The following is an 18,266-nucleotide window of genomic DNA, read 5'->3' as shown; positions in this document are numbered from 1 at the left end:
TGCCTGTTCCGGCCGATTGCGTTATCGAGTCATTGGTGGCGCGGATTTCGCGACGGTCGACAGGTAAAGCGTTTCGGCGCGAAGTTTGGGTTTGATCGGCTTCATGATCTTCGCTGCCGCGCCTAACAGGTCGCGGCGGCTAACTTGGCCGACCAATTTTTCGTCAGTCACGATCGGCAATCGACGATAGGGCGAATTCAAAAACATTTGCGTGATGCCCAAAAGATCGGTGCTCGGCGCCGCCGTCAACGCCGCTCGGTCCATGAAGTCGCCGACAAACTTCGGTGTTGCCGCCGCCAGGACGAGTTCGTTGGTCGATGTACCTGCCTGCGAAACGACTTCGTTGGCTAAGCGATGTTCAGCTTTCAAGACGTCGCGGCGACTGACCTGCCCCGCAAGCCGTTCTCCCCGCAACACCGGCAACCGCCGATACGGCGTCTTTTGAAATTTGTATGCGACATCCAACAGCATGTCGTCTTCGCTGATGATTCGATTGCGATCCAGATTCATGTAGGCACCCACATTCGTTCCTGGTAAGTGATCTAGCAGCGCCGATGCCAAAACTCGCATTGCGGTTTTTTCGGAAAAGATGCCCGCATAATTTCCTCGGTCATCCAGTACCGGTGCACCCGAAATGCGTCGCGAAAGAATGTGATCGATCGCATCGAAAACACACATGTCGGCCGACAACGTGACCAAGTTGCGTGTCATGAACTCGCGAACCTGGACCACATGCAAGCCGACCTCGCGAGCCGCTTCGACGGCTGTCGTGAGTGCCGCGATCGAACACTTTTCGCTGAAGACACCCAGGTAGTTGCCCTTGTCGTCGATCACCGGCGCACCCGAAATGTTGTCCTTCAACAGTCGTGCGACGCTCGTAAACACGTCATCCTCGGGTGCAAGCGTCACGAGTGATCGGCGCATGATTTCGGATGCTGTAAGAACGGTCGACATGGTAAGTACCTGTGATGGGGGAAGTGTTAAAAACGCGATTGCAAGGCGATGCACCTGAGTTGGGCGAGAACAATGGAAATGTTTTTGGGAAGCGGTTGTGCGTTGGTCCAACGCACTCTGTTCACCGTAGAGGTGTCTCGATACAAGGTCAAACGAATTGTCGAAACTGGCTTGTGAAACATTACGCAAGCTGAACATAAACTCATCGTTTGTTCGGTTTCGTCAATTCGCTGTATTCCCAACGCTGTCGAAATCGATCCAGATAGGGCCGGTATTCTTCGGCGTCTTTCCAAAATCGTGGTTCGGGTTCATTCGGGTCGACCGAATTTTCGTCATAGTCGGCGCCGTCAAAGCTGGCTTCGACCGATACGTTCCATGCTCGCCAACTGGTTTGCAAACGAGCCAGTGCTTCGGGTTGGCTTGCGGACAGGTCAGTTGTTTCCTTGGGATCTTTCATCAGGTTGTAGAGTTGGAATTTCCCCGCGGCGAAGTTCTGTGAAACCAGTTTCCACTCGTCGTCGATCCAGGCAGTCGCTTTGCCGAATCGAAATCCGATCGGTTGATCGCGACGGGATGCTTCGCCACGAATCAATGGCAGTAGGCTGATTCCGTCGGCGGGTCGCTGGGGGGCAGAGTGGGCTGTTCCCGTGATCTCCAGCAGCGTTGGGACGATATCGACGACGCTGGCGGGGTACTTCGTGATGCTGGGCTGGGTGATGACGGCCGGCCATTCGATGATCGCTGGTACACGCAGGCCCCCTTCGAATACGTCACCCTTGTAGCCGCGCAGTTCACCGGTTGTCGCCGGTTCGATCTTTGGAAGTCCGCCATTGTCGCTGCAGTACCAGACCAGCGTGTTGGCATCGGCGTCGAGTTGTTTTAGCCCCGCCCGAAGCGAACCAATGCTGCGGTCGAGTGCCACCAGTTCGCCGTAGTGGTGTCGTGACTGAGAATTCAGATCTTTGAAATCCGCCTGGTCGGCTTCCAAGGCCTTGAACGGGCTGTGCGGAGTGCCGAACCAGATCACGGTGAACGATGCCTGGTTCGCACGCACTTGGCGACGGATAAATTTCAACGCTTCGTCGACGACGACTTCGGAAGAATCCCCCGTGAACTCTTCGAACTTGCCTCGCCGCGAGAGCATCGGATCCTGGTCGAAGAAATTCGTGACTGACAACCAATGATCAAAACCAAATTCACCGGGATTGTGATCATCGGAGTCCAGAATCGGTACACCGGGACCTCGGTATCCGTTGAGATGCCATTTTCCGAAGTGCCCGGTGACATAGCCCGAATCGCGAAGCATCTTGGCAAGGGTGTGCTCTTGGCGGCGAAGGGCGTATCCGTGGCTGAGGACTCCGGTGCGATCGTTGGTGCGTCCGGTCAGCACGGCCGCACGTGTCGGTGAACAGACGGGCGCTCCGGCATAGAACCGATCAAATCGAATCCCGTTGGCTGCCATCGCGTCCAAGTGAGGTGTCTTCAGGATCGGGTGTCCGTTGTAGCCCATTTCCCCCCAGCCTTGGTCGTCTGCCATCACCAACACAATGTGTGGACGGTCTGCCCAAACGCTCGCAACTGCGAAAAAGAGGAAGCAAGAAGCAAGTAGTTTTTGAATCACGATAAACTTTCTTGAGTGTGAAAACGGTAAGGGCACAGTTTTACGGGCGATCAAATCAGTTCACTTCCAACCGACGTCGATGCCTTGCGATGCGGTGGTCGAGTCAATTCGATCGCGTTGGCGAGTGCAGGTTGTTCGGTCTTCGGCCAGTACGCAAACGCAGCCATGGCCAAAACAATGGCTAGGATACCAAGGACGCCAGCCTCGGGGCCAAAATCACCGCCGGTCATGATCGGATTACCCAACTGTGTCGTGTAAAGCAGACTGCCGCCGACCTGGTTTCCGCTGACGGGAAACCCGAACACGCCGCCTTGAAAATAGTTCCACGCGAAGTGCATTCCGATCGGCGCCGCCAAGCTGCCCGTGGTCACTCGTGCGATGCAAAACATCACGCCCGCCAAAGTGACCGCTAAAATGCTGACGATCGACGAACCGGGGTTGAAGAAGTGAAGCATCGCGAAAAAAAGCGACGACAACACCGACGCGATCACCAGGCTGCTGCCGAGTCCGAGGAAACGCAAGCCTTCGCATAGATTCTTGAAGTGGTGACCGCGTGATAGGATTTCTTCGCCGAAGCCGACAAACAACATCGCCAGAATCCAAAACGCTTGTCCGGCAATCAGGCCGCCTGTCGATGCATCTGTCGGTTCGACCGTGATCCATCCCATCCGCAATTCGATCAAAAAGATCACCGTCATCAGTGCGGCGCCGAGCGTGAATCCGTAACCCAGATTCGCCCACCATCGATTGTCCAGACGCAAACCGAGTGCTGTGATCGGTCGGCGGTCGGGCCACACACAAGCAAACACAACCAACACCACGACGATGATGTTCTGCAGAATCGCTTGGCAAGAGATGTACGCCAAATAATCCACTTCGTCGATCAACGCCACAAACACTTGGGTGATCACCATCAACACGATCAGTCCGGCAATCAACGAAACGACGTGGATCGCGAGTCTCCAAAAACTCCGAAGTCTTCGCTCGTTCGCATTCCAAAACAGTCGGATGATTTTCTGCATTCAGTCGTCTTTCTTCGGTAAATCGCGTTCGATGGTGCGGCGGTGTCGTACCTTCGGCAGGCCCATCTGGTCACGTGTGCCAAGATAACTGTTTGAAAGGCTGTCGACCGGCTATCGGGGAAGTTCATAGACCGCGTATGTCGGATTGTCTTCGCTTTGCAGCGGATAGACTCGCACCAATGGCAGATCTTCGCCAACGACGCGGCGATCAACGATCATGAACCGGACGCCATAGCGGTCTCGGTAGTCCCGCAAGGCTCGGTAACCGATCGTCACGCGGATCGTTCCCAATCGCGTCGGAAACACATCCGCGAATCGTCGGTCCCATTCGAACAGACTCTTCGCGTCCTGCGGAACATCTTTCCAGTTCACGACCTCGGCCCGCTCGGCATACCATTTAAACGTCTGCTGATGGCGAGGCGTCAGAAAGACTTCGCTTGCGGGCGTCGATTGTTTTGCCCAATAACAGACCTTCAACCAGTCGGTAAACGTTGATGCCTGCGTTTCCGCACTCGCGTCGGCGTCCCATCCCAAGGTTCGATTGTCGGTCGACGGCGGCACGGGAATTCGCGTTCGATCGTGGACGCTGAATCCGACCAATCCCATGGCGATCAGAAACAAGCCGAATCCCGTGCTTCGCAACCACGTGCGTTGATCGATGATTGCCTGCATCACCAACACGCCCAGAATCAGCGGAACGATCGCATCGGACAATCGAAACCAGTAAAAACGAAGCAGTTTCGCCGCCAAGTCGGGCATCGCCGCGGGCAATGATCCGACGACCAAGCCACCGCCGGCAATCAAAACGGCGCCAAGGGCGAACGCATACAGTCGTTGCAGTTTTCGTGACTGTCGTAAGAAGATCGCGATGCCGGCGGACGATATCACTAGCGTGATGCCATGCCGTACATACCACCACCCATCAAAATCGGCGGGCAACAAGTGATGGCGAATCCGAAAGTAGGAATAGATTTTCGCCGCCGCGATGGACTCGGCATCGGTAACGCCCATCGACAACGCGATCGCCGGCACCAAACCGAACAGCGACAAGCCGCCGCCGACGAACAAGCCTGTTGTCCAGAACGGGTATCGGTCGTCCCGATTTCGCTCGGTCAAACACCACGCCAACATAGCCGCGACGACCGACCAACCGCCGGTCAGAACGTGAAACGCGGACGCGGCCCCCAGATACACCCAAACTCGATTCCACCGACGATGAACCAATTCGGCCAAGCCCATCAAGACAAATCCGTACGCCGGTACTTTTGCTTCGGTGCCGCCAATCACCCATTCACCGGCCAGGTTGCCGTACTCGACGCCCGCCATCCAGACGATGGCGACGACGATCGATGCCCAACGATTGCGAAATAACGCTCGGCAAAGTCGAGCCAATCCCGTTGCCACCAAACACCATCCGATCAAACGACCAACCCATGCGGTCGTTTCCAGCGATACGAACTTCGTCAACCAACCCAGTGCGACATAGTAAGTGGCATGGGCTTTACCCGACGAAGCAAACAGATCGTACTGGCACCAATCGGGTTGCCAGAAGTTCTTGGCCTTCACCAAATAGTGCGCCTCGTTGATCATCGGTGCGGCGTCGCCGGCGTAGACGAAAAAAAGCAACACAAGCAGGCACGTCGGCGCAAGGACGCTCGGGTGTGTCACATCGTTCTGGGACGCGAGCGTCGTTGGTTTCGTCATCGCATCAACCATCGGACAAGTCGATCGCCATGTCGATGGCCGCCAACATACTTGTTCGATTCACCTTGCCTTGCCATGCGATGTCCATCGCCGTGCCGTGGTCGACGCTGGTCCGCACGATCGGCAGCCCAAGGGTCACGTTAACGGCGTCGTCGAACGCAAGTGCCTTCAGCGGTATCAGACCTTGATCGTGATACATGCAAACGTAGACATCGGTGCGATCGCGGTTAGATGGCGTGAACGCGGTGTCGGGCGGTAGCGGACCAGTGACGGCGATACCAGCGGCGCGTGCCGATTCGATCGCCGGAATGATCATCGCGGTTTCTTCGCCGTGGCTGATCAACCCGTTCTCGCCGGCGTGTGGGTTGAGTCCGCAAACGGTCACGCGCGCCGGTCGTTTCTCGCGTCGCCCCAACGCGGACGCGCCCAAGTGAATCGCGCGCAGTATCGATTCCGTCGAAAGTGCTTCTGCCACATCTGCCAACGGGATGTGTACCGTCACCAGAACGCAGGAAATGATGTTGCTGGTCAACATCATGCACGCGTCGGCGATTCCCGTGCGATCGGCCAACACTTCGGTGTGGCCGGGGAAACGGATTCCGGCTGCGTGCCAGGCTTCTTTTTGGATCGGACCCGTCACGATTCCCGCGACATCGCCACGGATCGCATCGGTAATCGCTTTGTCGAACGCTTCGAACGACGTGCGGCCGGTGGCGGCATTGAACTGTCCGGGAACAACGCTCGCCGCGTCCAGTTCCCCGACGTCATGAATCTCCGCTGTCAACGCGATGCCCAAGTGATCCGCGGCACGTACGAGAACGTTTTGCGGGCCGTATAGAATGGGTTGGCAGCGCTGGGTCACCGCCGGCATTTGGGCGCACTGGATCGCCAATTCGGGGCCTACCCCGGCAACATCACCAACCGAGATCGCGATGCGCGGTCGACGTTCCGAATGGGAATCGAGTTCTTGTGGCATGGTGGGCAGCGTGCTAACGCATTCGGCTAAGGAGGATCGTGATTGGTCTGGTGCAGCGGGGACGTGATGCGTCACAATCAAAAGGCCAAGCTTAACTCATTCCCCGGCGAGCTCCCAATGACCACTTCGCGAATCCTTTTCGGACTAGCGCATTTGATCCTGTTTCAAACCTGGATGCTGGGTTCGGCCCGTGCCGTCGACACGATTGTCGTTTGCGCTGAATCGTTCCAGCCAGATCTGCAACCCTGGCTAGAACATCGTCGGGGCGAAGGCATGACAATTTCAGTCGTCGCGTCGTCGTCGGACGTCCACCAAGTCCGTCGATCGATTCGCGAAGCGGCGGACGATTCGACCCGCTACGTCGTGCTGGTTGGGGATGCACCGGTGATCGGCAGTCCGTGCGACCCGGCCAAGTGTATCCCGATCAATTATTGGCCGACAACGGTCACGGCAAAATGGGGATCCACGCCGACGCTATCGAGCGACCTGAGCTACGGCGACTTCGACGACGATGGAGTTCCCGAAGCGGTGGTGGGACGGATGCCGGTCGACACGCCTGTTGAATTGCAGCAAGCGATCAAGCGAATCATCGCCTACGAAGCCAGTGATGATTTTGGCGATTGGCGAAACGAAGTTCAGTTGGTTTGCGGCATGGGCGGGTTCGGCATGATGGCCGACGCAGCGATCGAGTCCGTCACGCGAAGCGTCATCACCGGCGTTCTGCCTATGGCAACGCGAACCAATGTGGCTTACGCCAGCGAAGGGCATCCGTTTTGTCCGGTTCGACAACCGTTCACCGAATCGGTGCTTGCGAACTATCGCTCCGGTGCAAGGTTTTGGGTCTATGCCGGGCACGGTCAAGTGACTGAATTGGATCGGTTCCCGCAAACCGAAGACGGGATTCCGGTGCTGGACCCAACCAGCGCGGCGCGGCTGGATTGTCGCGCCGCTGCATCACCGATCGCGGTGCTGTTGGCGTGTTACACCGGCGCGATGGACGCGCCCGATGACTCGATCGCCGAGTCAATGTGGTTGGCCAAGGGTGGGCCGATCGCTGTCATCGCCGGCAGTCGTGTGACGATGCCCTATGGAAATACAACCGCGGCGATGGGGCTGATCGACGGCGTGTTTGACCAGCGATTGCCGCGACTTGGCGACGCTTGGCTAAGCACGCTCGGGGACATGCATCGCGAAACGGAGCCCGATCCGGCGAACTCGCGAATGATGATCGACGCGCTGGCGACGATGATCAGTCCGGCCGGAACGGTGCTTTCCGACGAACGCCGCGAACACATGCTGCTTTATAACCTGATCGGCGATCCCACCCTGACCATGCATCATCCGCAAACGATCAAGTTGAATGTCCCGGCAAGCCACCAAGCCGGTGACAATGTGGTCGTAGGTTGGAGCAGTCCCGTTTCGGGCGAGGTGAAAATCCGCATCGACCGACCGCTCGGTGCGGCGACAAAGGGCGACGCCAATGACACGACGGTCGCCAGCATTCAGACCCAAGCGTTGGCCGGCAAGCAAATGATCATGGCTTTCAAGTTGCCGCTGGATACTATCGGGCCACTGATCGTGCGAGTGTCGGTGGCGGGCGAATACTCGTGGGCGGCGGGCGCGACGCAAACGATCATGCGAGCACCTTAGCGGCCCGTTGAAAAAGGGGTCTGACCCTTTGGAGACGTTGCTGAAACATTGTGAATTCGAAACGTCGGAGTGGGTCAGACCCCTTTTTCAACGGGCTGTTTGGTTGGCATTTTCAGCTATAATCTGGCCATGAAAACGTCATCTGCTTGGTTCGGCTGGTTGCTGGTTGCTGGTTGTCACGTTGTCACGTTGTCGACGGCGGTCGGCGTCGTCCGCGCCGACGATTCCGTTTCGCCATCGGTCACGCCGCTTTCGATCGCGACGCTTCCCAATGCCTATCGCGTTAGCGATCGTGTCATCTCGGGTGGGGTGCCCGATGGCGACGCGGGTCTTGCGGCGCTCGTCGATTTGGGTGTCCGAACCATCATCAGCGTCGATGGTGCCCGTCCCGATGTCGAGTCCGCCGATCGGCATGGTTTGCGTTACATCCATCTTCCGCATGGATACGATGGAATCCGATCGACTCGCGCGAAGGAGTTGGCCAAAGCGATCTTGGAACTGCCCACGCCGATCTACATCCATTGTCATCACGGCAAACATCGATCGCCGGCGGCCGCGGCAGTGGCCTGTATCACGTCGGGACGAATGACGCCGGACGACGGCATTGAATTGCTTCGTATCGCGGGGACGGGTGCGGAATATGTCGGGCTTTACCAGGCCGTGGAGCGCGCGCAGGCTGTTGACGTGGACGAGCTGAAGTCGATTCAAACGGATTTTCTTCCGCAAGCTCCCGTGCCGCCATTGACGACTTGGATGGTGGAGCTCGAGCAGACATTTGATCAGCTCGCCACGTTGGTGAAGTCAGGCGATCGCGAGCAATCGATTCCACAAGCCGTCTTGCTGCGCGAGCACTTCACCGAACTGCTGCGTGGCGAGCATGGCAACGATGCGGCTCAAGAATTTCGAAAACGGTTCGCGCGATCACTCGAAAAATCGAACGAATTGGAGTCGGCCATTCGATCGGGATCGCCAGATTCGCCGGCTATCCTTTCGCAGATCAAAAGCGAATGCATGTCATGCCACCAAGCACATCGCGATGCCAGTTAGTTTTCGGCAAGTATGCGAATGGACGCTCGCGATCGTAGCCAGTCTTCGGTTCATGTAAAAATCACGAAAATTCGGCGACCTCGTTGTCTCGTCTGCCCGCATCGATCAACGAATGAGCGATTCAAGACGTCAAGGTCCAGGTGGTCCTGCGAGCGGTGCGTTTGACTTACAATGACTCAAACGAAACCACACAGTTGGGTTCCGCATTTCAGTTCCTTCTTTCGAGCGATACATGGCCACGTTGAAATTTTGCGGCGCCGCGGGCACGGTGACCGGGTCTTGCAGCCACCTTCGAACTCAGCCGGCGACCTTCATGGTCGATTGCGGATTGTTCCAGGGCAATCGCACAACGCAGGGACTGAACCTGGTCCCATTTCCCTTCGACGCGACGAAGGTCGAGTTTCTGATCTTGACCCATGCGCACATCGACCACAGTGGCTTGCTGCCCAAGTTGACCAAGGCGGGTTTCAACGGCCCGATCTATACGACGCCCGCAACGAAGGATTTGTTGGAGTTCATGTTGCTGGACTCGGCCTACATCCAAGAATCCAACGCGATTCGCCAGAGCGAGAAGAACGAGCGCCGAGGCGAACCGCCGGTCGAACCGATCTATACGATCGAAGATGCAAAGAATACGCTCAAGCAGATTCGCACTGAACCATACGAGACGTGGTTTGAACCCGTCGACGGTGTTCGAACTCGATTTTGGAATGCCGGACACTTGCTCGGTTCATTGTCGGCGGAAGTCCACGTGACCGAGGGCACCAGCACATTGCGTCTGCTGTTCAGCGGCGACCTGGGCCCCGAAGAGAAAGCGTTTCACCCGGAACCCGATGCGCCGAGCGGATACGACTATATCGTTTGCGAAAGCACCTACGGAAACCGTGATCGAGAAGCCTATACGCTGGAGCAGCGTCGCGAAGCGATGAAGGTCGAACTCTGCCGCGGGTTGAAGCGAGGCGGAAACGTCGTGATCCCGTCCTTTGCGGTGGAACGCAGCCAGGAACTGTTGCACGACATTGCTGTGTTGCTAAATTCGGGCGAGATTCCCGACGCGATGGTCTTTCTGGATTCGCCCATGGCCAGCAAAGCAACCGAGGTGTTCATCAAGTACGCCGGCCAGATGGAAGACATCGAGTTGAAGCCGGCTGAACTGTTTCGCCACAAAAACTTCCGCATCGTCGAAAGCGTCAACGAGAGCAAAGCGATCAACAACGTCAAGAAGGGCGCGATCATCATCTCGGCAAGCGGCATGTGCACGGCGGGGCGAATCAAGCATCACTTGAAGAACAATATCCATCGTCCCGAGTCGACGATTTTGTTTGTCGGCTATCAGTCGCCCGGGACTCTCGGTGACATCATCACCAGCGGCGCGAAGGCCGTGCGGATCCACGGCAAAGAATACAAAGTTCGCGCCGACATTCGTCGTTTGGGGAACTACAGCGCACACGCCGACCAACCGGAATTGTTGCAATGGTTGGTCGAGCGAGGGCCGGTGACGGGTGGACTGTTCTTGAACCACGGTGAAGACGATTCGCGCGCGGTGTTGGCCGACTTGGCGGCGACCAAGGGTTATGACCGCAGCAAAATCTATATGCCACAATTTGACGAGAGTTTTGACTTGGTCGCCGGTGGCCCAACGACGTCCGTCGATCGCCCTGAACCGCGAATCGATACGACTCAATTGGAACGCGATTGGCACAATGATTACGCCGCTTTCATGATGAGCCTCAGCAACAAGTTGCAGTCGACCGATACGGCCCATGATCGACAAGCCTTGATCGCCCGATTGAGCGAGGTACTGAAATAGGTCGCGTTGGCGGTCTGGGACATTCGGGTGGGTTGGAGCGGGGATCCGAAGGACGACGCGAAATCGTCGTCTTTTCGGCTGTTCAGAGCATGCCGTGATCGGTCGGTGTAGAATGAGGTTCTTGTCTCTGCGGCTTCTTCCCCAGCTGAGTTCCTTGCTATGTCTACCGCTCCAGCGCCCGCCGAAAGGTCCGCTTCCAAACCACTGCATTCCGCCGATCGAGAAATGGTCGGCGATGTGGTCAGTGGGGATGCGGCGGCTTGGCGGCGATTCGTTCACGGTTACCAATCCCTTGTGCGATTGCGAGTTGCGGACGTGTCATCGGCATTCGGGCGTGGCGAAGATGACGAAGCGATCGACGACGCGACAGCCGAAGTGTTTGCGGCTCTCGTCTCGCACGAATCTGCTCCGCTGCGGGCGTATCAAGGACAGTCATCGCTGGCGACTTACGTTGCCGTTATCGCGACGCGAAGCGCGACTCGGTATTTCGCTCGCAATCGCTTGGTCATACACGACGATGAACCCGACACGAGCGAAGGCGAACAGGAATCGGGGGTAAATCACGATCACCAGGATCACGTCGCTCGCGTCATCAATGCCGGTCAGCAAAAACGCATTCAAAAACTGATCGACCGCTTGCCACCCAAAGAGCGCAGCGTCGTGTCGCTCTTTCACTTGCAGGGTCAAAGCTATGCCCAGATCAGCGAGAAGTTGGAAATTCCGATCGGCTCGATCGGCCCAATACTGCGACAAGCCGAAAAGGGTTTGCGGCGTTTGATGGAGGATCAGGGCTGATGAAACGCACAACGATTATCGAAACGATCCAACGACAACTAAAAAAAGTCGCCAGCGAGTCAACCACTTCCTCTCGTCCTGTGTCGCTTAGCGATCTGGTCGTCCGTGTCGCTGGTGAACTGCGCCGCGAAAAGCCGGATCCCGCGACGGTGGCCCGCGTGATACCCATCGAGCAGGTCGCCGCATTCGTCGATGGCAATTTAGACGCCGAACGTATCGACGCCGTTTGTCGTGCTGTCTTGATCGACAACGGTGTGTTGGCGGAATTGATCGCGGCGGTGCGAACCACTTCAACACCCATGGCCGATTTGCCCGCTGTCCCCGAATCGTTGACTCAACGATTGATGGCGACGCATCCGGCGGAACTGATTTCATCCAAGGACATCGCAAGGATGATGCACGAACCGGTCGCATCCGAGCGACGATTTTGGCTTCGGTGGTTGTTGCCATTGGCGGCGGCAGCGGTGATCGCGGGCATCGTCCTATTCAAGCAATGGACCGCGGGGCCCGCGAGCATTGTCGAGACTGCGTCGGTCGACTTGGTGGCAGATCCAGTTGATCCTGACGCGATCGTTGACTCAGCCGACCGTGTTGCCCCTTTGCCTACTGTAACCGACGAGGTCGTTGTCGAAGAGCTCGTGGCGGACGCCCTGCTTCCGAGCGAACCGCTGGCGGGTGAACCTGAGGAAAGCGAATTGATGGAACCGGCGAAAGCTGCTCCGGACGCGGACCCTGTTGTTCCCGAGGATGTCGTTTCTGAGAAGGTCGGTTTGGCCGAGGATGTCGCGTTGCCGATGGCTCCTGGTGCAACCGAAAACCATGGGGATGCACCCGAGGTGGGTGTCGTCGATTTGCCTCCGGCGAAATCAGAGCCTAAGGAAGGCACTCGTCTCGCCAAGCCCGACTATGCGATCGCCGATGTGCCCCGTTGGACCGGGGTTCAGTGGTCCGAGGTGACAGGATTGGCCGGATCTGCCGTCTATCCCAAGCCGCCCGTCGCCGGCGATGGGGCGGCGGAAACGCTCGCGGTACTTGTGGTACCCCAGTATCAAAGAGTCATGGTCGATGCGGAACATGCGTTTGATTCGCCGAAGCGTTTTCAAACCACGAAGTTGTCGCGAGCCGTTGCCGGAATCCCGGGCGGCGGCCAGATCGTGTTGGACGAAGATACGTTGGTAACGATCGGTCAAGGCGACGCCGAAACGTCGATGCAAGTGGACGTCGGGCATGGAGAAATCGCCATCCGCGACGTGCCCCTCGGGTCCGCACTGCGAATTCGACGAGGTGCAACACCGCTGGGCACAATCGTGTTCAATGCCGATGCGATGGTGATCGCACGAGCAATCGCAGGTGGTATCGAGTTATCACTTGCCGGTGCGTCGGTCAAAACGGACGACGGTTGGTTCAGTGGCCCGGCGCTTCGCGTGACAGCGGCCGGTGCGACAAAAATTGCTGGGGATTTTGATCGATCGGCCGAGTGGATTTCAAAAGGCCCTGTGACGCTGGACAAAGTTTACCTTGGCCAAATCGGCGACTCGTCTGACTTGGCCGCTTCGCTTGCGACACAGATCAATCGTCTCTCTGCGTCGGCAAGGTTGACCGATTCGCAAACGACGGAACTTGCAAAGTTGATCCAGATGCGACTGTCGCTGTCGAGCGATCGCATCTTTGGGTTGGTCGCGAATCGTTTCGATGGCGTGCGTCGTGCGGCTGTGGAATCGATCGCCTTGCTGTCGAAGAACGATCCTCGTTACGAGACGGTCTGGGCCACGATCGAGCGATCGGTTGCGAATCCCGCAATGCGATCGCAAGTCGAAAGTTGGATGCGACTCGTTCGAACGGGCGGCCAACCGAACTCGACGCAATTGCAGGCGATGCTTCGCAGTTTGGATTCGCCAAGCCCGGCCGTACGAGGTCTTGGCGATGTCATGCTGCGTTATTACGTTTCTGATCCACCGGAATTTGACCCCAACTCCGACGACGGACAAATTCGCGAAACCAAACAAAGCTACCAAACTCAACTGGCGGATCCTTGATTCACGATCCAACCCAACCCAGCACACCATGTGGGGATCGGCCCGCACAGGCGGTTCCGTTTGCGCAGGCTGCACTGGGACTTTTTGTGCTGTTGGTCATCATGTTCAGTCTTGCGGGGCTGACCGGACGACTACAGCCACACTCGGTCGACGACACGCCCAGCTACGTCAACTATTCCTTCGATTCGCTTGATGCTGTCTTGCGCGACACGCGCACGCCCGGCTATCCCTTCATGATCCGTTCGATCATGTCCTTGGTCGGCGTGGGGGCGATTCCATGGGTGCAGATCGCACTTCATGCCGTCGCGTCTTGGACATTGTGGATCGAGCTGCGGCGATGGCGGGTTGCGCTGGCGGCTGCATCGGCAGCCGCGCTGGCCGTGGCGCTGGGATGCACGTTCATGGATCATGTCTCGACGATCGCGACCGATGCGCCGGGTGCATCGATCGGCGTCATGTCGGCCGTCGCGATGATGCGTTGGGCTCGCTTGGGGCAAACCGCACGTGCGGCGATTCCGATTGCTGTGCTCGCCCTGTTGGCGATCTCGTTTCGTCCGGCATATTTGGCGTTGGCACCTTGGATGGTGCTGGTCGGGCTGGTACTTCGCTATGCACCGATCACGCGGGACAGTGTCAAGCATCGATTCGGATGGATGGTCGCACCCGCAATCGTCGCCGTCGGGTTGATCTCGTGGATCGGGCTTCGCGGTTGGGGCGTCGGTGACTTTGGCATCTTGCCGTTCGGTCACCAGAACTTGGCCGGTATCACGATCCAATTGGTCAGCGACGACGAGTTGATCGCAACGGAAGGACGCGCCGGAGAACTGGCCGCGGAAATCATTCGCTGGCGCGATGCAAAGATCGACGAAGGTTTTCGATTCACCGACGGTGACCCCGCGTCAACGATGACGATCGAAGGACGTTGGAACGATTTGATCTATCAAACCGTGACACCGGCGGCGATGAAGTTGCATGGCACGGATACGATCACCAATCACAATGCGATTGCCGAGCTCAACCGCGACATCATCAAGCGGTATCCGTTGCGGTACGTCAAATGGATTGCGATGGCGGCGCGGCGGGCGGCTTGGGCATCGACGGCTGACATTGTGATGCATCCGATTTTTCTGCTGGCGATCGGCTTGGCCGTTTGTTGGCAGACGTTTCGCTTGCTGACTGCCTCGCCCATCATCCCGGCCGGTTTCGAACCCGGTTTGGCGATGTTGTTCTTGGTGGGGCTGTCGTACTTCGTGGTCCAGATCGGTTTTGTGATCCTGACCAGTCCGCCGCTGGGACGATTCGCCGATGCTGCTGCGATCTTCATCCCAGCCTGGATCGCCGCAAGGGTGGTGACTGCGTTCACGCCAGTGCGTTGAATTATCTGGATTTTTGAAATGATTGAGCCGTCGGCCGTAAAGCCTCGGGTATCGTCGGGCACCCGGTCGCTTACGCGTCGCGGCTCGCTCAATCCAAGAAACGGCCTACCAGCCTGTTAAAAAGGGGGTCTGGCCCTCTCCGACGTTTCGAATTCACAGTGTTTCAGCAGCGTCTCCAAAGGGTCAGACCCCTTTTTCAACAGGCTGCTACGGACTTCGCAGTGGCTTGAACGGAAACCAAGTTGACGCTTGACTAGGGCAGTCGCTTGATCGATACGTTGCGAAATTCCACCGGGTCATTGTGGCCAGCGAATCCGAAGTAGCCGCTCGTTCGCGTCAGCCCCGGGTGCTTTTTGTCGGCAAGAAAATCCTTGGCCGTCGACAAGTCGGTGTCCAGGATCACGGTGCCGTTGAGTTCGACTTTGATCTTGGATCCATCCACGGTGACTTCCTGGAAGTTCCATTGGCCAGCGTCACGTAGGAAGCCTCGCGTGGCGGCGGCCATCCCGTAGGCGCTGCCGTGATATTGTCGCGAGTCGAGGTTTTCGTACTTCTCGTGTTCGGAATCGAGCACCTGCAATTCGGTCATCGCGTCGTAAGCCGCGTCGCCCTTCCCGTCGGATCGAATCGCCAGCCCGTTGTTGCCGCCCGGAGGCAGCCGGAACTCGACCCGCGCGACGAAGTTGGCGTATTCGTCTTCGGTAAGCAGTTGGCCACCGCTGCCCTTCTTGCACACGATCGCGCCGTCCACGACTTCATAGTTGTCGGTCGCGCCCTGCCACCCGGTCAAGTCCTTGCCATTGAACAGTGACGTGAAGGATTGCGCTTTCTTGTCGGAAAGCCAAGCATTGGCTTCGTCAGCCGAAAGTTCTTTGACCGCCAAATTACGCCACCGAATCTCTCCGCCGTGAGTCTGCAATTCGATCGGGCCGCTGCGGAACAAAGGCGACTTGCGGTCCCAGTAATTTTCCATGATCGCGTTATCGACCACCAAGACGTCATTCAAGTACACCGTCGTGCGGGCGCCCACTTGAACGATGCGAAACGCGTTCCACTCGCCCAGCGGCTTGTCGGCGCGAAGCAACGGGTCTTTACCGTCGGTGCGGTCGCTGTTGTTCCACAGTCCGCCGCTGCCGAGATCACCACCGATGTCGAATTTGGCTTCGTCGGTGTAGTCCCAAATCTGAACCTGGGGCGTCCCCTTCAAGTAGATGCCGCTGTCGGCCAAGGGGACCGTTTTATACTCGAGTCTCAATTCGTAATCGGTATAGTCCTTGTTGGTGACCAAGTACGGGCCTTTGCCATCGTTGACCAATTCGCCATTTTCGACGCTCCAGTGCTGCTTCGCTTCGCTCATCCACTGGGCCATTTTTTCAGAACGTTCGTCGTCCGCCATCTCTGCAAGCGCGGCCGGTCCGATGTGCGGTTGGGCATGCCACCCGTCCAGCGACGTTCCATCAAAGATCGGTGCGAACCCAGCGGGCGGATGATCGGCCAACGCATTCAAGGTGAATGTGCCAGCGCACAGCATCGCGGCAAAGTGAAAACGGGTGGCGAAGGATCGATTGAGCATGATGTTTCCGGTCAGAAGCAATGGGACACGGTGGAGACGATAAGTTTCCGATCGAGGATTGTAGTCGGCTTCGCCGGGTGCGGTACGATGGGGACTTCCAGGAACAATTTTTAAGAGCGGAATGTTGCGGTGATCCGACGTGTTTTCTCAAATTTGGTCATCGCGCCGATTCGGTTTTACCAACTCGCGATCAGCCCGATGCTGGGGCCGAATTGCCGTTTTTCGCCGACGTGCAGCCAATACACGATCGAATCGGTACGCAAATTCGGCGTCCTGCGTGGTCTGTACCGTGGCTTCCGCCGCATCCTGAGGTGTCATCCCTGGAACCCTGGCGGATACGACCCGCCGTAATCGTTCGGCCGCGCTAGCCAGGGAATCGATACGAACCGGGTTGCGGCACGTCGACCGGCGGCGCGTCGCCCCAAGCGTATTGTTTTGGCGAAAGGTCTTGGTTACTGGTGGCGACTTGTTCGTAGGCGAGTTCCTGTCCGCTGTAACACACCTCGCGGCCTAAGATTGCCATCAGCGTGCTGCGGCACATGTAGTCACCATTGTTGATGCGTTCACGCTCGCCGCGGATCGCTTTGAAGAATTCGTTCTGTTCGGCTTGGTGCATTTGCACTTCCTTGCCTCGGAACTTCCACGCTTTGCCGCCTTCGATTTGGTGCTTGACCAAGCGAGCCACGCCTTCGGTCCCGTAGACAAAGTCCTCGGTCTGATTGAAACAGCCCGCCATCTGGCGCGTGTACGCGAACGTGCGAGTCCCGTCGGCCCATTCAAAGACGACCGAGAAATGATCGTAGATGTCGCCCTGAGTCACATCGTTTCGCAATTGACGACCGCCCAAACCGTACGCTTTGACGGGCGGAACATCGTGATGCAGCCACAACATTTTGTCGAGACTGTGGATGTGTTGTTCGACGATGTGGTCGCCCGAGAGCCAATTGAAATAGTACCAATTGCGACACTGGTACTCCATTTCGGATTCATCTGGTTTTCGCGGCCGAATCCAAAGCGGGCTGGTCAAGTAATTGGTTTGCGTGGATACGATCGTGCCCAATCGGCCATCGTGAATCTGGGCGATCGTTTCTTTCATCCCCTGGGCATACCGCCAACACAGTCCGCTGACGACGTTCAACCCTTTTTCGTCAGCTTTCTTGCAAGCCGCCTCGACTCGGCGAACGCCAACGGCATCCGTTGCGACCGGTTTTTCGCAGAAAATTTGCTTGCCCGCATCCACCGATGCTTCGATGTGGTCCGGTCGATAATGCGGCGGCGAAGCCAGCAGTACGACGTCGACGCCACTGTCGAGAAGTTTTTTGTAGCCGTCGAATCCCTCGAAACATGTTTCGTCCGTGACCACAAACTGATCTGGATTTCGCTTCGATAGCGACGAACGGCAACTCTGCATCGAGGCGCCGAACAAATCCGCCAGTGCAACGATTCGGACCGCCGGATCGGCCTCCATCGCGTTGACCGCCGCACCGGTTCCCCGTCCACCACAGCCGATCAAGCCCACGCGGATCACCTCGCTCGATGCAGCATGGACTTTCGGCAATCCCGATGCCAAGATGCCACCGGCGATGGATGCCGATTTTAAGAACTTACGGCGATCCGTATTCGGGGTAGACTTCAAGCTTTCAGACATGCCAATAGAGTCCAATACGGCAAAGGGTTTGGGAAAAGTTTGCTCTGTGTCGTT

The 18,266-nt window shown here is 57.4% G+C and carries 14 protein-coding genes; 7 read left to right on the top strand and 7 right to left on the bottom strand.

Going from position 1 to position 18,266, the window contains the following annotated elements; genetic code table 11:
• Positions 1 to 21: 21 nt before the first annotated feature.
• From Poly51_RS05005 to pdxA, 5 genes are all read right to left on the bottom strand, one after another.
• Positions 22 to 954, bottom strand: coding sequence for a CBS domain-containing protein (locus Poly51_RS05005; protein ID WP_186775346.1), 933 nt, complete (start codon positions 952 to 954; stop codon positions 22 to 24).
• A gap of 202 nt (positions 955 to 1,156) precedes the next feature.
• Complete coding sequence (locus Poly51_RS05000; protein ID WP_246114267.1) at positions 1,157 to 2,575, bottom strand: sulfatase family protein; 1,419 nt, start codon at positions 2,573 to 2,575, stop codon at positions 1,157 to 1,159.
• 50 nt (positions 2,576 to 2,625) lie between these two features.
• Complete coding sequence (locus tag Poly51_RS04995) at positions 2,626 to 3,597, bottom strand: CPBP family intramembrane glutamic endopeptidase (RefSeq protein ID WP_146454786.1); 972 nt, start codon at positions 3,595 to 3,597, stop codon at positions 2,626 to 2,628.
• A 111-nt stretch (positions 3,598 to 3,708) separates the two neighbouring features.
• Positions 3,709 to 5,301 (bottom strand): DUF6798 domain-containing protein, encoded by a 1,593-nt coding sequence (locus Poly51_RS04990; protein WP_246114266.1) that lies wholly within the window; start codon positions 5,299 to 5,301, stop codon positions 3,709 to 3,711.
• Between the two features lie 4 nt (positions 5,302 to 5,305).
• Entirely contained in the window at positions 5,306 to 6,277 is a 972-nt protein-coding gene (gene pdxA / locus Poly51_RS04985; protein ID WP_146454784.1) for a 4-hydroxythreonine-4-phosphate dehydrogenase PdxA, read from the bottom strand.
• A gap of 117 nt (positions 6,278 to 6,394) precedes the next feature.
• On the opposite strand from pdxA, the gene Poly51_RS04980 reads away from it, so the two are divergent.
• The 6 genes from Poly51_RS04980 (at position 6,395) to Poly51_RS04955 (ending at position 14,991) form a co-directional block, all read left to right on the top strand.
• On the top strand, positions 6,395 to 7,927 hold the full coding sequence (locus Poly51_RS04980; RefSeq protein ID WP_186775345.1) for a C25 family cysteine peptidase: 1,533 nt from the start codon (positions 6,395 to 6,397) through the stop codon (positions 7,925 to 7,927).
• A gap of 129 nt (positions 7,928 to 8,056) precedes the next feature.
• The gene (locus Poly51_RS04975) at positions 8,057 to 8,974 is read left to right on the top strand and encodes a hypothetical protein (RefSeq protein ID WP_146454780.1); all 918 of its coding nucleotides are present in this window, start codon (positions 8,057 to 8,059) and stop codon (positions 8,972 to 8,974) included.
• Between the two features lie 232 nt (positions 8,975 to 9,206).
• Entirely contained in the window at positions 9,207 to 10,784 is a 1,578-nt protein-coding gene (locus Poly51_RS04970; protein WP_146454778.1) for an MBL fold metallo-hydrolase RNA specificity domain-containing protein, read from the top strand.
• A 159-nt stretch (positions 10,785 to 10,943) separates the two neighbouring features.
• The gene (locus Poly51_RS04965; protein WP_146454776.1) at positions 10,944 to 11,579 is read left to right on the top strand and encodes an RNA polymerase sigma factor; all 636 of its coding nucleotides are present in this window, start codon (positions 10,944 to 10,946) and stop codon (positions 11,577 to 11,579) included.
• Positions 11,579 to 13,615: a hypothetical protein gene (locus Poly51_RS04960; protein ID WP_146454774.1), complete on the top strand. Its 2,037-nt coding sequence runs from the start codon at positions 11,579 to 11,581 to the stop codon at positions 13,613 to 13,615. The genes Poly51_RS04965 and Poly51_RS04960 overlap by 1 nt, the downstream gene beginning before the upstream one ends.
• Positions 13,612 to 14,991, top strand: a complete 1,380-nt coding sequence (locus Poly51_RS04955) for a hypothetical protein (RefSeq protein WP_146454772.1) — start codon at positions 13,612 to 13,614, stop codon at positions 14,989 to 14,991. Before Poly51_RS04960 ends, Poly51_RS04955 begins: the two co-directional genes overlap by 4 nt.
• Positions 14,992 to 15,244: 253 nt before the next feature.
• Here the strand turns inward: Poly51_RS04955 and Poly51_RS04950 are convergent, their stop codons facing one another.
• The gene (locus tag Poly51_RS04950) at positions 15,245 to 16,564 is read right to left on the bottom strand and encodes a 3-keto-disaccharide hydrolase (RefSeq protein WP_222435785.1); all 1,320 of its coding nucleotides are present in this window, start codon (positions 16,562 to 16,564) and stop codon (positions 15,245 to 15,247) included.
• 129 nt (positions 16,565 to 16,693) lie between these two features.
• Between Poly51_RS04950 and yidD the strand changes: the two genes are divergently transcribed.
• On the top strand, positions 16,694 to 16,915 hold the full coding sequence (gene yidD, locus Poly51_RS04945) for a membrane protein insertion efficiency factor YidD (protein WP_186775344.1): 222 nt from the start codon (positions 16,694 to 16,696) through the stop codon (positions 16,913 to 16,915).
• Between the two features lie 13 nt (positions 16,916 to 16,928).
• Here the strand turns inward: yidD and Poly51_RS04940 are convergent, their stop codons facing one another.
• Positions 16,929 to 18,212 (bottom strand): Gfo/Idh/MocA family protein, encoded by a 1,284-nt coding sequence (locus Poly51_RS04940; RefSeq protein WP_146454770.1) that lies wholly within the window; start codon positions 18,210 to 18,212, stop codon positions 16,929 to 16,931.
• Between the last annotated feature and the right edge of the window lie 54 nt (positions 18,213 to 18,266).

This window comes from Rubripirellula tenax, assembly GCF_007860125.1.
GTDB lineage: Bacteria > Planctomycetota > Planctomycetia > Pirellulales > Pirellulaceae > Rubripirellula > Rubripirellula tenax.
This window is presented reverse-complemented; position numbering and strand designations above follow the sequence as displayed.

What these genes read in the sequence shown, in the direction of transcription:
- Poly51_RS04990 (WP_246114266.1), bottom strand. Translation starts at nt 5,301, where the DNA reads ATGACGAAACCAACGACGCTCGCGTCCCAGAACGATGTGACACACCCG.
- Poly51_RS04975 (WP_146454780.1), top strand. Translation starts at nt 8,057, where the DNA reads ATGAAAACGTCATCTGCTTGGTTCGGCTGGTTGCTGGTTGCTGGTTGT.
- Poly51_RS04950 (WP_222435785.1), bottom strand. Translation starts at nt 16,564, where the DNA reads ATGCTCAATCGATCCTTCGCCACCCGTTTTCACTTTGCCGCGATGCTG.
- Poly51_RS04995 (WP_146454786.1), bottom strand. Translation starts at nt 3,597, where the DNA reads ATGCAGAAAATCATCCGACTGTTTTGGAATGCGAACGAGCGAAGACTT.
- Poly51_RS05005 (WP_186775346.1), bottom strand. Translation starts at nt 954, where the DNA reads ATGTCGACCGTTCTTACAGCATCCGAAATCATGCGCCGATCACTCGTG.
- Poly51_RS04960 (WP_146454774.1), top strand. Translation starts at nt 11,579, where the DNA reads ATGAAACGCACAACGATTATCGAAACGATCCAACGACAACTAAAAAAA.
- Poly51_RS04965 (WP_146454776.1), top strand. Translation starts at nt 10,944, where the DNA reads ATGTCTACCGCTCCAGCGCCCGCCGAAAGGTCCGCTTCCAAACCACTG.
- Poly51_RS04940 (WP_146454770.1), bottom strand. Translation starts at nt 18,212, where the DNA reads ATGTCTGAAAGCTTGAAGTCTACCCCGAATACGGATCGCCGTAAGTTC.
- Poly51_RS04970 (WP_146454778.1), top strand. Translation starts at nt 9,207, where the DNA reads ATGGCCACGTTGAAATTTTGCGGCGCCGCGGGCACGGTGACCGGGTCT.
- Poly51_RS04980 (WP_186775345.1), top strand. Translation starts at nt 6,395, where the DNA reads ATGACCACTTCGCGAATCCTTTTCGGACTAGCGCATTTGATCCTGTTT.
- pdxA (WP_146454784.1), bottom strand. Translation starts at nt 6,277, where the DNA reads ATGCCACAAGAACTCGATTCCCATTCGGAACGTCGACCGCGCATCGCG.